Origin of the sequence: Aerococcus suis, assembly GCF_900176325.1 — a bacterium.
Classification (GTDB): Bacteria; Bacillota; Bacilli; order Lactobacillales; family Aerococcaceae; genus Aerococcus; species Aerococcus suis.
On sequence record NZ_FWXK01000004.1, the window covers coordinates 1 to 14,699 of the forward strand.

Annotated in this window: 13 protein-coding genes, 1 rRNA gene, 2 pseudogenes and 1 riboswitch; of the genes and pseudogenes, 2 read left to right on the forward strand and 14 right to left on the reverse strand. The window is 36.3% G+C overall.

Annotated elements, in window-relative coordinates; all coding sequences use genetic code 11:
- The 3 genes from B8955_RS04215 to B8955_RS04225 all read right to left on the reverse strand — a co-directional run.
- Nucleotides 1-109: ribosomal RNA gene (locus B8955_RS04215) — 16S ribosomal RNA — on the reverse strand; the annotation flags it as partial.
- Between the two features lie 462 nt (nt 110-571).
- Nucleotides 572-1,282 (reverse strand): O-methyltransferase, encoded by a 711-nt coding sequence (locus tag B8955_RS04220; RefSeq protein ID WP_084098926.1) that lies wholly within the window; start codon nt 1,280-1,282, stop codon nt 572-574.
- Nucleotides 1,283-1,343: 61 nt separating this feature from the next.
- The gene (locus B8955_RS04225) at nt 1,344-2,678 is read right to left on the reverse strand and encodes a hemolysin family protein (protein WP_084098928.1); all 1,335 of its coding nucleotides are present in this window, start codon (nt 2,676-2,678) and stop codon (nt 1,344-1,346) included.
- A 328-nt stretch (nt 2,679-3,006) separates the two neighbouring features.
- Between B8955_RS04225 and cbpA the strand changes: the two genes are divergently transcribed.
- Complete coding sequence (cbpA, locus tag B8955_RS04230) at nt 3,007-3,654, forward strand: cyclic di-AMP binding protein CbpA (RefSeq protein ID WP_084098930.1); 648 nt, start codon at nt 3,007-3,009, stop codon at nt 3,652-3,654.
- A 36-nt stretch (nt 3,655-3,690) separates the two neighbouring features.
- On the opposite strand, the gene B8955_RS04235 is transcribed toward cbpA, so the two are convergent.
- From B8955_RS04235 to purF, 6 genes and pseudogenes are all read right to left on the reverse strand, one after another.
- Entirely contained in the window at nt 3,691-4,185 is a 495-nt protein-coding gene (locus tag B8955_RS04235) for a QueT transporter family protein (protein WP_084098932.1), read from the reverse strand.
- A 5-nt stretch (nt 4,186-4,190) separates the two neighbouring features.
- Nucleotides 4,191-4,235, reverse strand: a riboswitch (PreQ1 riboswitch).
- Between the two features lie 80 nt (nt 4,236-4,315).
- A complete protein-coding gene (gene purD / locus B8955_RS04240; protein ID WP_084098933.1) occupies nt 4,316-5,554 on the reverse strand; it encodes a phosphoribosylamine--glycine ligase in 1,239 nt (412 codons plus the stop codon).
- A gap of 8 nt (nt 5,555-5,562) precedes the next feature.
- Nucleotides 5,563-7,101, reverse strand: a complete 1,539-nt coding sequence (purH, locus tag B8955_RS04245) for a bifunctional phosphoribosylaminoimidazolecarboxamide formyltransferase/IMP cyclohydrolase (RefSeq protein ID WP_084098935.1) — start codon at nt 7,099-7,101, stop codon at nt 5,563-5,565.
- Between the two features lies 1 nt (nt 7,102).
- Nucleotides 7,103-7,684 (reverse strand): phosphoribosylglycinamide formyltransferase, encoded by a 582-nt coding sequence (purN, locus tag B8955_RS04250; protein ID WP_084098937.1) that lies wholly within the window; start codon nt 7,682-7,684, stop codon nt 7,103-7,105.
- Nucleotides 7,674-8,684, reverse strand: coding sequence for a phosphoribosylformylglycinamidine cyclo-ligase (gene purM / locus B8955_RS04255; protein ID WP_084098939.1), 1,011 nt, complete (start codon nt 8,682-8,684; stop codon nt 7,674-7,676). The genes purN and purM overlap by 11 nt, the downstream gene beginning before the upstream one ends.
- Nucleotides 8,674-10,122, reverse strand: a pseudogene (gene purF / locus B8955_RS04260) (amidophosphoribosyltransferase); the annotation flags it as partial. The pseudogene purF and the gene purM, both read right to left, overlap by 11 nt.
- A 2-nt stretch (nt 10,123-10,124) precedes the next feature.
- On the opposite strand from purF, the pseudogene B8955_RS04265 reads away from it, so the two are divergent.
- Nucleotides 10,125-10,514 (forward strand): annotated as a pseudogene (locus B8955_RS04265) (adenylosuccinate lyase); the annotation flags it as partial.
- 52 nt (nt 10,515-10,566) lie between these two features.
- Here B8955_RS04265 and B8955_RS04270 read toward each other — a convergent pair.
- Genes B8955_RS04270 through B8955_RS04290 form a run of 5 tightly spaced genes read right to left on the reverse strand, consistent with a single transcriptional unit; the run spans nt 10,567 to nt 14,644 of the window.
- Nucleotides 10,567-11,205, reverse strand: a complete 639-nt coding sequence (locus tag B8955_RS04270) for a DUF2179 domain-containing protein (RefSeq protein ID WP_084098943.1) — start codon at nt 11,203-11,205, stop codon at nt 10,567-10,569.
- Between the two features lie 14 nt (nt 11,206-11,219).
- Nucleotides 11,220-11,888, reverse strand: a complete 669-nt coding sequence (locus tag B8955_RS04275) for an ABC transporter permease (RefSeq protein ID WP_084098945.1) — start codon at nt 11,886-11,888, stop codon at nt 11,220-11,222.
- Entirely contained in the window at nt 11,888-12,847 is a 960-nt protein-coding gene (locus B8955_RS04280) for an osmoprotectant ABC transporter substrate-binding protein (protein ID WP_084098947.1), read from the reverse strand. The genes B8955_RS04275 and B8955_RS04280 overlap by 1 nt, the downstream gene beginning before the upstream one ends.
- Nucleotides 12,834-13,490, reverse strand: a complete 657-nt coding sequence (locus tag B8955_RS04285; RefSeq protein WP_084098949.1) for an ABC transporter permease — start codon at nt 13,488-13,490, stop codon at nt 12,834-12,836. Before B8955_RS04285 ends, B8955_RS04280 begins: the two co-directional genes overlap by 14 nt.
- Nucleotides 13,487-14,644, reverse strand: coding sequence for an ABC transporter ATP-binding protein (locus B8955_RS04290; RefSeq protein ID WP_084098951.1), 1,158 nt, complete (start codon nt 14,642-14,644; stop codon nt 13,487-13,489). Before B8955_RS04290 ends, B8955_RS04285 begins: the two co-directional genes overlap by 4 nt.
- Between the last annotated feature and the right edge of the window lie 55 nt (nt 14,645-14,699).

A 14,699-nucleotide genomic window follows, 5' to 3' on the forward strand; every position in this document is an offset into this window, starting at 1 on the left:
CGTTCGCCGCTAACGTCAAAGGTGCAAGCACCTCGTCGGTTCGCTCGACTTGCATGTATTAGGCACGCCGCCAGCGTTCGTCCTGAGCCAGGATCAAACTCTCATGAAAGTTTTTCACGAGCTGTTTGCTAGCTCATTTTATTGCTGACTTATTTATAGTAGTTCTCACTACTTTGAATTGTTTGGTTTATCGATTGTTATCGATTCCCTACACAAATTGGTTCGTCTTCTTTGTTCAGTTTTCAAAGGTCTATATCGTTGCTGTTTGATGCAACTTTTATAGTATATCGTAATCAGGAGTGATTGTCAATACTTTTTTAAAATTATTTTTTAACAACTTGTTTTGTTGTTGTCGCCTCATCGAAGCGACTTAAATAATATATCATGTTAACCTGTAATATGTCAACAACTTTTTAAAATTTATTTTGTTAAAAAGTTTGAATTAGATTGTCGCTCTAAGAACGACCGATGAATATATTAGCACGGTTTTAACCTGTTGTAAATAACTTTTTTAAATTATCTAAAATTAAAAGAGCCTTATCGACGGATAAGGCTCTTTAGTCTAGCTATTTTATAGCGAAAAATCATTATGGAAAGATCGATTTTGAGTTTTGCGAACTAAGAGTACACCATCCCCTAATGGTAGAATAGTCGTTTCTATTCCTTCACAATTTTGGATAACTTCTAATAACCGATTCAATTTTTTATGGATTTTTCGAACACGTTTAGGTATCGTATCTAATTCATCAAATACGGTGCCTCCTTGGAAAATATCATCTATCATGAGCAAGCCATCGCATTTTAATCGATCCATACAATACGGGAAGAAATCATAATACTTAGCTTTTGCTGAATCCATAAAAATAAAGTCATAGGTCTTATCTAATTCTGGCAAGATATCCTTGGCATCACCTTCTAGAATGGTCACTTGGTCCATTAAACCAAAAGATTCAAAATTTTTCTTAGCATTTCGTATCATTTGATCGTAACGATCAATAGTATCAACATGTCGCTCTGGATGATTATATGCCATTAAAGAAGCTGAAAAACCAATAGCCATTCCAATCTCCAAAATATCGGTTGGCTTAACAACACCTAGTAAAAAATCTAGAAAAACAGCTGTTTCATGTGGGATGATGGGTACTCGATTTTCATGCGCATAGTTTTCTAGCTCATTAATTGGTTCTGCAAACTCTTTTTGACTTTGTCGCATATAGTCTAACACTTTAGGCATGACTACTGGCCGATCAAGCATTTCATTGATTGGATGTTTTTCAGACATTTTCTACCACTCTTTCTATTAATGAAAATAGAGCTGAGATTACTCAGCTCTATTCGACTAATTATTCTTCTTCATCATTTTCATCTTCAAGATCAAATTTTTTCTTCACTTGAATTCCCCGAATTCGACCATTTTCAACTGCTGTTGTTGTTAATTCGTACTGCCCAATTTGAATCACTTCTTCAGCGCGATCCTCTGGGAAATAACCTAATCTTTCAATCATATAACCAGCAATCGTATCAGATTCTTCGGTATCCACATCTTCTTTAAATAGTTGATTAAATTTCGAAATTGGCATAACGCCGTTCACAATATATGTATCATCATTAATTTTTTTGAACAGATGAGAAATCTCATCATATTCATCTTCAATGTCACCAACAATTTCTTCCAATAAGTCTTCAAGAGTGACAATTCCGACAACACCATTATATTCATCTTTTAAAATCGCCATATGTTGGTGATTCCGTTTAAAGTCGAGTAGTAAGTCATCAACAAAAATCGTTTCTGGTGCAAAGTAAGCTGGTTTAGCTATATTTTCAATTTTGATATGTTCAAATCCAACTTTATTTGCTTCACGAAGAATATCTTTGGCATGCATAATACCAATAATATTATCTTTATCATCATCATAAACTGGAATTCTAGAATATTGTGAACTTAATACCTCTTCGAGTACCTCAAGTGAATCATCTTCAATATCGACCATAAAGGTATCTGTTCGTGGTGTCATAACTTCTTTCGCTAATTTGGTGTCAAGAGATAACACCCCTTGCATCATTCGAAATTCATCAACATCAATCACACCATCATTACGTCCGCTAGCAATAACAGCTTGCATCTCGTTACGCGTTAAATGCTCTTCATTATTGGTAAATTCAATTGGTGTAATTTTTTTCAATACTGCTGTTGATGCTGATAACAGCCATACGAATGGTTTAAAAATTGTTTGTAAGAAGTTAATAGATCCAGCAGTAAACATCGCATATTTTTCTGGCATTTGAATAGCGACCTGTTTAGGATATAACTCACCGAAAACTAAAGTGAAGTAAGATAAAATCAATGTCACGACAGCTGTAGCAATCGTGGATCCACCTGGCACATTAGCCAATAGTGGTTCTAAATATGACACAAAAGTTGTTGAGGCTGACGCAGATGAGAAGAATCCTGCAAAAGTAATTCCTACTTGAATAGTTGACAAGAAATCATCTGAATCATCTAACAAACGGAGCACTTGTTTAGCCCGTTTATTCCCTTCATTCGCTAACTCTTTAATTTTTGATTGATTCACTGAAACAAATGCTAGTTCTGCCCCTGCTAGATAAGCATTAATAACCGTTAAAATAATAATTAAAATAATCTGTCCACCTAAATTTGTGGCCCCAGGGTCTCCCATAATATCGAATTCTCTCCTTGTTATTAAAAATGTTTAATTAAGTCAATTATAGAAGCTAAATTTCCTAATTGCAATCATTATATTTATATACGTTCTTGTCATTACGCTTTTTAAACCGTATTCACTCACATCAATTTTGGGTCAATTATGGTAACCGTTCACATTATATGATGAGTTTTCTCACAAAAATATTAATTTCCCCTTTTATTAATGAAAAGGATTTTTAGAATTCAAAAATAATCCTTGATAAATACTAAAATATCGTTTTTAATTATGTAGGCTGTGTTATACTGTTTATTAGAATTCGATTAAATTAGTGAGGAAAATTATGGATTTAAATCATTACTGTATCAAAAAATCCGATGTCTTATTTGTTAATGAGGACACCACTTTAAAGGAAGCCAGTGATTTAATGGAAAAACATCATTTTCGCTGCATTCCTATTTTAGATAAGTCAGGAACGCTATTTCGCGGAACCATTTATCGTCAACATATCTATCAACATTTATTAACGAATGGATCACTTGATTTACCCGTCACGTATCTACTTAAAAACGCAACGAAATATATTTTTACCGATAGCTCTTTCTATCAAATCATTTTCGCAATTCGTGACCTTCCTTATATCAGTATTTTAGATAAAGATCACACATTTGCGGGAATTCTTACTCATCGTGCTTTCGAGAAAGCATTGTATCGTGCATGGGGATTAAACCAAGAAAGTTATGTTCTAACCTTAAGCATTCCCCAAAACAAAAAAGGATTTTTAGCAAAAGCCACACGGATTATTGGTCGTTATTGTTCTATCACAGCAATGATTTCCTTGGCAAGTGAAACAAGCAAATCTACCAATTATGTTACTGTTAACTTAGATAAAGATTGTAATGAAAATACCTTACACAAAATATATAATGGTCTAGAACGACACAACATTGAAGTGGTTGCTACTACCCATACTCGAGACATATTCTTATAAAAAAAGACAGCGAATCTTTCATCGCTGTCTTTTTCATTAATGTTCCATTAATTGTTTAAAATGAATCCGTTTGTTGGCTAGATGCATAATAGGAGCAGTCAACGCCATAATAATGATTTCGCTTAAAAATAGTGTGAAGTATGTTCCCCAGAATGGTAATTTCAATACCCACATTAATTCTAAAGCAATAATAAAAATCATCACAGAGAATACTAGCGTTAAAACAACTAAACGTTTTTTCTCATCATGAATTTTATGGAATAGCCATTCAGCAATTAAAAAGCTCAATGCGGTATGAACCGTTCCAAACATTAAATCAATAATACCTAAATCGGTTGAAAAAAGTAAATTCGTTAAAAAGACACCTAAAATAACGCCCCACTTGTAATCTTTATGGTAGGCTCCTAAATGATTCAACCCCTCAGCTAAACGAAATTGAATCGCCCCAAAACCGAAACTAGCAAATGGTAAGGTTAAAATCACATATATCGCAGAAACAACTGCTAAATTAACTATTTTCTTTACTGACATCTTTCTTCCCCCTAGTTTTTTTATGTTGGATGGTTTCGAACAACATTAAATAGTTTACCACAACCCCCTACCCCTCAACAATATTCACTAAATAAAAAAAGCGATTGGAACTTCCAATCACCACTTTAATTTATTGACCAATATCTGTTCGATGAAAAGTATGTGGTATCGCTAACTCATCAATCCAATGACACACTTTTCGATTCGCATCAGATAGTGTTTGACTTTGAACAACAGGCATAAATAAGCGCCCGCCAGCTGCTTGATAACCTGTCGTTTGATTACCAGAAATACCTGCTCCATAAACTTTAATTCCTGAGTCACTTATTAATTGCCCTAACTCAAACCCTTTTTTAGGGGTATGAGGATAACCTTCAGCCGCAACGACAACACCTAAAGAATAACCTTCTTCAAATGAAACGGTGTATGATTGGTTATTGACAATAGCATCCAATGCAGCAAATAACGAACTATTCATATGATGCATAATCACTTGTGTTTCTGGATCCCCAAAGCGAGTGTTGAATTCAATCACTGCTAAGCCTTTTTTAGTACGCATAAGACCGCTATACAACACACCAGTAAACGGTGTCCCATTGGCTTTCATTTGGTCTAATACTGGATAAATAATTTTTTCATAGGCAGAAACGACTAATTCATCATTTACATTTGGTACTGGCGTAATCGCACCCATTCCTCCAGTATTTGGCCCCACACCGTGATCATAAGCACGTTTATAATCTTGGGCGACACCCGCATGTATCACGGTATCCTCACCCACTAAAGTAAAGATAGATAACTCTTCACCCTCTAAATATTCTTCGATGACGACAGTAGCTTCTGCATCGTCATGATAAATATCTTGTAGTGTGGCTTGAGCCATTGCTTGATCTGTCGCAATAGTTACGCCTTTTCCAGCTGCTAATCCATCTTTTTTAATGACAGTAGGGAACGAATGAGATTGCGTATATGCTAATGCTGAACGGTAGTCATTAAAAACCGTACTATCCGCCGTTAATACTCCACATTGAGACATAATGTCCTTCGCAAAGGATTTTGAACTCTCCAATTGAGCAGCAGCTTTAGTTGGTCCAATAATTTTTAACTGTTGCTTTTGAAACTCATCAACCATTCCAACATTTAAAGGAGCCTCTCCACCAACAATTGACCAATCAATATCATGATCTAGACAAAATGAGGCTAATGCCTCACTATCGGTTTCAGCAATGTCTATACATTGAATACCATCAGCTGCCATCATCACATTACCTGGCGCACAATAAACTTCTGGTTGTTCAGGAGATTGTTTTAAATGGTAAGCTAAGGCATGCTCACGCCCACCTTTACCAATAACTAATACTTTTTTCATAAGTCCTCCTAGTGTTTAAAATGACGTAAACCTGTCATTACCATAGCAATTCCAGCTTCATCAGCAGCAGCAATCACTTTTTTATCTTTAATACTTCCACCCGGTTGAACGATGACAGGGATACCATATTCAGCAGCTAATTCCACAGTATCTGGCATAGGAATAAACGCATCACTGGCTAATACCGCTTCACTTAAATCAAAGCCATTATCAAGCGCCTCTTCAATCGCAATTTTAGCGGAGCCCACTCGATTCATTTGACCAGCACCAATTCCTATTGTTTGCTTATCATTTACTAGGACAATCGCATTTGATTTCGTATGTTTAACCACTTGCATACCAAAGCGAATTTTATCCCAATCCGTTTCTTTAGGTTGTTTTTTCGTTGGTGTCGACACGTTTTCATCATCGAATAACGCGTTATCATTATCTTGGATTAATAAACCACCACTAACAGAAACAACTTGTGGAGATGTAGATACTTGGTCATTAACAGGCAACTCTAGTACACGAACTTTTTTCTTATGACTTAAAATTTCTAACGCTTCATCAGAATATTCTGGTGCAATAATAATTTCTAAGAAAATTTTCCGTAACTTCTCAGCTAGTTCAGCAGTCACTGGCCGGTTTAAAGCAATAATGCCTCCAAAGATTGAAACAGGATCACCATCATACGCACGGTCAAAAGCTGTTACAATATCATCACCAAATCCAATCCCGCAAGGATTCATATGTTTAACAGCCACTGCCGTTGGTTTTTCAAATTCTCTAACCATTCGCAATGCCGCATCAGCATCTTTTATATTGTTATAAGAAAGTTCTTTTCCTTGGTATTGTTTTGCTTGTGTTAAGGTGGCTTCACTAGCTAATGGTTCCCGATAAAAACTTGCCGCTTGATGACTATTTTCGCCATAACGCAAATGACTTTGTTTTTCAAAAGTCATTGTTACTTTTTCTGGGAATTGTTCATCTGTTCGTTTGGTTAAGTAATCCGCAATTAATGCATCATACGCTGCAGTATGACGAAAAGCTTTTGCTTGTAACCGATTGTGCGTTTTTTCTGATACACTGCCTTGATCACGTAATTCTTCTCCAACGACTTCATAATCTTCAGGATCAACAATCACTGTAATTTGTTGCCCATTTTTAGCAGCTGAGCGAAGCATACTAGGTCCACCAATGTCAATATTTTCAATAGCATCCGCAAAGAATACGTCTGGTTGACTAATTGTTTCTTTAAACGGATAAAGATTAACAATAACAAAATCGAATAATTGGATATGGAGTTTTTCTAACGTTTCCATATGTTCTTGGTTATTACGATCTGCTAGCAAACCAGCATGAACATGAGGATGAAGTGTTTTTACTCGTCCATTTAATATTTCTGGAAACTCTGTCACTTCCTCAATTCCTGTCACTTGAAATCCATGATCTTCTAAATAAGCTTTAGTTCCACCAGTTGAAATCAATTCAACCTCTTGTTTCACTAAATCTGTTGCTATTTTATCTAAATCAGTTTTATCTGAAACACTTAATAAAGCACGCATCCTATTTCTCCTTTTCTGCTTGTAAAAATTCTTGAATGGTTTTAGCATATAATCTTTGTTCCACCTGATGAATTTTCGCTTCTAATGTTTCTAATGTATCATCTTCTGTAATATCGACTGTTTGCTGAGCTAATATTGGTCCTGAATCAATGCCACTATCAATCAAATGAACCGTTACACCCGTTTGACTCACCCCTGCATCCCATGCATCTTGAATTCCTTGTCGCCCAGGGAAATGTGGGAGTAATGCTGGATGGATATTCAAGATATGACCTGGATATTTATCGAGCATATAAGGTGTCACTATACGCATATAGCCAGCAAGAATAATAACATCTACGTCATAAGCCTCTAATCCTTTAACAATAGCTCGCTCGTAATGATTTTTATCTTTAAAATCACGCGGTTCCAAAATAATAGCTGGGATTTGAAGATGTTTCGCTCGTTCGATAACATATGCATCCGCATGATCGCAAACTAAGCAAACAATTTCAGCTTCTAATGTATGATTTTGAGTGGCTTTTACTAATGCCTCAAAATTTGATCCATTTCCACTCGCCATGACGGCTAACTTAGGCCACATGAACATCACCTATTACAACAGGTTTTTCTTCCTGAGCTCGTAGTATCGTCATCACTTCATCAACTTGGTCAGGAGCAACAGCTAAAACCATACCAATTCCCATATTGAACACATCGTATAATTCTGATATGTCAATCTCTCCTACTTTCCCTAAAAAACGGAAAATTGAAGGAACTTCCCATGCTGAATAATCAATATGATAAGTAAGGTTTTCAGGAAGCATACGCGGAATATTTTCACTAAAACCTCCACCAGTAATATGACTAATCCCATGTATTAAATGTTTATTTAATAATGGTAATACTGCTTGCACATAAATTTTTGTTGGTGTGAGTAACACATCACCTAATCGTTGATTATTTAACTCAGGAATAATATCCGTTAATTGATAATCATGATCTTTAAATAAAATTTTTCTGACGAGAGAAAAGCCATTAGAATGTAAACCACTAGAAAGTAGTCCAATTAATACATCACCATCTTCAACACGTTCAGGTGTGAGAACATCTTCTTTATTCGCTGCTCCCACTGCGAATCCTGCTACATCGAATTCTTCATCTGAATACATATCAGGCATTTCTGCTGTTTCACCGCCGACAATTTCACATCCGGCTTGAACACATCCTTCAGCTATACCAGAAACGATATCCGCAATACGATCAGGATTATTTTTTCCAACAGCTAAGTAGTCTAGGAAAAATAATGGTTCTGCCCCTTGTGCAATAATATCGTTAACTACCATTGCTACCGCATCTATACCAATAGTGTCATAAATAGTCATAGCCATAGCTAATATAAGTTTTGTTCCGACACCATCAGTACCAGAAACTAATACAGGATGATTAAACCGTTCTAAATCTAGACCAAATAAACCACCAAAGCCACCTAACGAACTAAGAGCTCCAGGTTTTTGTGTGCGAGCAACATGCTTTTTCATTTTTTCTACAGCTTCATAGCCTGCTTCAACATCTACCCCAGCAGCTTTATAATTATTTCGCATGGTTCACCTGCTTCCCTTTATCTAAAAAAGCTTCTTGTAATGGTGTCAATTGTTCTAAATAACGTTCTTTGAAATCAGCGATCGGTGCAGGATAATAACCAGTGAAAGATTCCATACACAATCCGTTATACGGTGCATCATAATCAATACCAATCGCATCAACTAAACCATCGACACTTAAGTAACTTAAAGAATCAGCACCAATATATTCACGAATTTCATCTTCTGTTTTGTGGGCAGCTATCAATTCCGAACTGGTTGAAACATCAATACCATAAAATGATGGGAACATAAATAACGGACTAGCAATTCGCACATGAACTTCTTTCGCTCCAGCATTTTTTAGCAGACGAACGATTCGTTTACATGTCGTCCCACGAACAATTGAATCATCAACCATCACTACACTTTTTCCTTGAACCACACCACGAACAGCTGATAATTTCATTCTTACCGCTTTGTCACGCAACGCTTGAGTGGGTTGAATAAATGAGCGTCCAACATATTGATTTTTTACTAATCCCATTTCATAAGGCAACCCACTAGCTTCTGCATAACCACTAGCTGCAGATAGGGATGAGTTTGGCACGCCTATCACAATATCTGCTTCAGGAGCGGAAGCTTCCTCAGCTAAATGTTTTCCAGAGTTTTTACGGGCTGTATGAACGTTAATCCCTGCAATATTAGAATCCGGACGAGCAAAGTAAACATATTCCATTGCTTCAATAGCCGTTGTGGTATTTTCGGTATAGCTAATTAAATCATACTCCTCTTCATGGAAGTGAATAATTTCTCCCGCTTTGACTTCACGAACAAATTCTGCTCCACAGACATCAAGCGCACAAGTTTCACTGGCTAACATGTAGCCACCATCAGGAAATTGCCCAACGACTAACGGACGGAAACTATATGGATCAACTGCCCCATATATATGGTTTCCAACCATCAAAACAAACGTAAATCCACCTTCTAATTGACGTAACGCGTCCTTTAATTGTTCCATAAAAGTCGGTTGTGGACTGCGTCGAATCAAATGGATAAGTAATTCCGTATCGCTTGTTGAATTAAAAACAGCTCCTTGATCCTCTAATTGGTTACGTAAACTTTTTGCATTGACAATTTGCCCATTGTGAGCAAAACTAATTTTTTGATCATGAAATCGAAAAACAAAAGGTTGAACATTGCGCAAAATATTATTGCCATCAGTCGCATAACGAACGTGTCCTAAGGCATAATCACCAGTCAATTTGGTCATACTTTCTGGCGTATTAAATACCTCAGTCACTAACCCTAAATTTGAGTGTAAATGACAGTCTTCATCATTTACATCATAAGTCGCAATACCAGCTGCTTCTTGTCCACGATGTTGTAAACTATGTAACGCAAAATAAGTTAACTCAGCAGCATGTTTATGATTATGAATGGCAACGACTCCACACTATTTCTCATTCCAGTTCAGAACGAATGATTTTACCAGATGCAAAGGGATTATTTGACTATATGCTTAATCGTTTTGCTGCTATTGTTGATCAATTAACGGTCTTCCCTGATAATATGAAGAAAAATATGAATCGTACTTATGGTCTTATTTTCTCTCAACGTGTGATGCTTAAACTCATTGAAAAAGAATTATCACGCGAAGAAGCCTACGACCTTGTTCAACCTAAAACAAAACGCGCTTGGGATGAAGGGCTCCATTTCCGTGACTTATTAGAAGATGATTCTCGAATTACGACCCACTTAGATAAAGAAGCCTTAGACGATGCGTTTGACCCTAACTATCATATTCGCAATGTCGATACGATTTTCCATCGGGTTGGTTTAGAATAACTTTATCAATATATAAAAAGAGGCGATTGGATTGCTCCAATCGCCTCTTTGTTTATTCATCTTTATCTTGTAATGATTCTGTAGCTTCTTCTAGATAAGTATCTTTATCTGGAATCTCATCCACAACAATTTCCTCAGCTTGCATATCTTTCTCGACATACTCTTCAATTTTTGGTGGATTCACTCGTTTCGTCCAGAAACCACCATGAATATAACGAGCATCATAAGAAATATAAAAGGCTTTATTATCGATTTCATCAATGGTTCGTCGCAAATTTCCTTCATTTGAGCGCGGTGTTAAGACCGTTAAAATTAATCGATCACCATCGCGACCATATCCAGGCTGAACAGTTACACCATAACCACGCTCTCTTAAAGCGTTAGGTAAGGTATGATCCGCATTTTGCGAGAAAATTTGGACAACAGAGTAACCTAAGGCCATCCAATCTTCAATCAACATACCACAATAAACGCCAACACCAAATCCTAGAGCGTAAGCTACTAAATACACTGGATTAGAGAGATAAGCCATTACCATAGATAATCCTAAGGTATATATCGTCACTTCCATTACCGATAAACAAACAGCTGATTTACGATACCCTTTCATCGTTAAAAGCGTTCGTATCGTATTTAACATAATATAGACTAAGTTTATTCCGAAGATTTGGACTAATAACATCCAATTCATCCATCCGTACCTCCTTAAGCTTTGTCACGTGATGGATCCATCTTCGTTTCAATAAATGATAATAACCAGTCAGTTGCCATTGCCATTAACGCAATTGGAATTACACCAGCTAATATAATACTTGTCCCATCAGATGCGTTAACACCACGTGTCAAAATATCACCTAAACCACCAGCACCAACAAAGGTCCCAATGGTTGAAATTCCAATACCTGTAATAAAGGCATTACGAATACCACCCATTATAACAGGTAAGGCCAGTGGAAATTCCACTTTAAAAATTAATTGCCATCTTGTCATTCCCATTCCTTTCCCAACATCGATTAAACCGAGATCAAGACTGCTTACTCCAGTATAAGTATTTCGAATAATTGGTAAGAGTGAATATAAGAAGACCGTTAACACAACTAAGTTAGTCCCTAAACCTAAAACTAGCATTAAAATTGATAATAAAGCTAACTGTGGAACGGTTTGAATCGTATTAGCAATTGCAATAATCCATTGTGACCCTTTTGGATTATGAGCAATATAAAAACCTAACGGAATCGCAATAATCATCGCAAAAACCACACCATAAAAGGACATTAGAAAATGACGTAAAAATTGTGATAACACATAGAAGCCATTGTTTTGGAAGTATTGAAATAACTGCTCCCATAGGCCTAGTTCACTAATATTTTCCATTATTCTAACACTCCTTTATCTACTGGTTCGACATATGGCTTAGCATCTTCAAAATAATTATTATCTTTTAAGAATTCATCAGCCACTGTTTTTGGTTCAAGTAAGTATTCATCACTTGCATAGTTAATTTTTTGCATATCTTCATCAGTAATTGTATTGGCCATTTTTTGTAATACTTTATCTAATTCAGGATATTCCTCTAAAATTTTATGAGTGACTACAGGACTTGCATCATAAGGTGGAAAGAGATGTAAATCGTCTTCCAATACAACTAAATCTTCAGAAATGATTCGTCCATCCGTTGAATAACCTAATACAGCGTCCACTTCATTATTAGCAGCAGCCGTATAAACTAATCCAATAGACATTGGATATAAGTCAGGGATTTCAAATCCATACGTGTCGACGAAGGCATCATAACCGTCACCTTCACGATTAATCCAGTTACTATCAACACCTACTTTAAAGTCATCAATATAAGGCTCTAAATCACTAACTTTTTCTAATCCTAATTCTTCAGCTTTTTCTCTTGTTACCATAAAAGCATACGTATTAGCGAAACCATAAGATGGCATCCATTTTTGATCAAATTTTTCGTCAAAACCTTTTTTCACTTGTTCTAACGCTTTATCAGGATCAGTTTCTGGTTTTTCATTCAATTCCCCAGTTAAACTCGTTCCTGTATAACGAATCGCTGATACATCAGCATCGCCACCCATAACCGCTTGGTGGTTCATTGATGAACTTCCTAAGTTACTAATCACATTTGTTTCTGTATCAATGTAGTGATTAATCATACCTTCAACAAGATAGCCAACGACTTGCATCTCGGTTGTATTACCAGATGTAATTGAAATGGTTTTATGTCCACTCAAATTACCGCCTAATCCTGGTAAACTACATCCGGTTAAAACTACTGTTGTTAAGGCTAAGAAAAACCATTGTTTAAGCTTTTTCAACTTCACTCTCTCCTTTCGCGGAAGTAGTGGTTGAGCTAGCCCATTTTTCCAGCCGTCCCATAAGAAAATCAATAACTAATGCTAAAATAGTGACAGGTATCGTACCGCCTAAAATTAATTCTGGCATAAAAAGGTTTAGCCCATTAAAGACCATTTCACCTAAACCGCCACCACCAATATAAGCAGCTAAAGTCGTCCAAGCAATAACATAAACGGTAGATAAACGAATCCCCGCCATAATAACTGGTATCGCTAGAGGCAACTGTACTTTACGAATAATTTGCATTTGCTTCATTCCCATACCTTTAGCAGCATCAAGTAAATTCGCATCGACACCTTGCATCCCTAAGAACGTATTTCTTAAAATGGGTAATAAAGAGTAAATAAATAACGCAATAATTGAAGGAACTTTCCCAATACCAAATAGAGGAATCATTAACGCTAATAATGCTAACGTCGGAATAGTTTGTAAAACACTCACAATATTAATCACCACATTAGCAACCTTAGGAAATTGAGATAACAAGATTCCTAAAGGAACTGCAACAATAATTCCTAAAAATAACGCGATTGCTGAAAGTGATAAGTGCTCAATGGTTAATCGAATTAACTCAGAACCATGAGATTCAAAGAACGCTATCATTTATCTTCAACTCCTTCAGCAACAATGCTATTCGTATCATCGCCCCAAATACTATCGTAGACTAAGTTAACTAATGTTGCGCGCGTCACAATACCTGTTAATTGATTTTTATCATTGACTATGGGAACATTAGGTACTCGACCTTTTAAAATACGTTGCATAGTATCTTGGACTAATGAACTTTCTTTTACCGGACGAATTGTCGTTTGCATCGCATCTGACACACTCATTTCATAATCTTTTTGTGCGGTAATATCAGAAAGTGATAACCGACCTTTATAGTGGTGATTATCATCAACGACAAATAAACTATCGACACTATTGTCTCGCATCTCAGTTAAAGCATCAGACAATGACTTACCTAAACTAATCGCTAATGGTTTTGCTCGCATAATATTGCCAACTTCTAGATAATTTGTTTTTGCTTGGATAAGTCGTTCTTCACCTAAGAAATCACGAACATAATCGTTCGCAGGATTTTTTAAGATATTTTCAGGAGTATCATATTGTAATAAATCTCCTTCATGCCAAATAGCAATTCGATCAGCTAAGTTTAACGCTTCATCCATATCATGCGTTACAAACACAAAGGTATTCCCGTATTCACGTTGTAGTTCCTTCACTAAGTCTTGTAAGGCATCTCGTGTAATAGGGTCTAGCGCTCCGAAAGGTTCATCCATCAATACAATTTCAGGATTAGCAGCAAGTGCCCGAATAACACCAATCCGTTGTTGTTGTCCACCAGATAATTCCCCTGGATACCGTTTTAAGTATTCTTCTGGTAACTCAACTCGTTTGAGTAAACGTTTAGCAACATCTTGACATTTATCCTCTGACCAACCTAACATTTTTGGCACCATGATAATATTGTCATAAACGGTCATATGTGGCATAAGTCCAATTTGTTGGATAACATAGCCAATTTCACGACGTAATTTTACGGGATCTTTATCCGTCGTTTTCTCACCATTAATTAAAATTTCCCCTTCAGATGGGTCGTGCATCCGATTAATCATTCGTAATGCCGTTGTTTTACCACTACCAGAAGTCCCAATAAAGCAGACAAATTCTCCATCATCAATGGTCAATGTGGCATCTTTAACTGCCTTTACGCCTCCTGGATAAACTTTCTTCACATTTTTAAATTCAATCATTTTCCCAACTCCTGTTAGTCTATTTCTAAAAATATGGTCATCTATAATATACCAA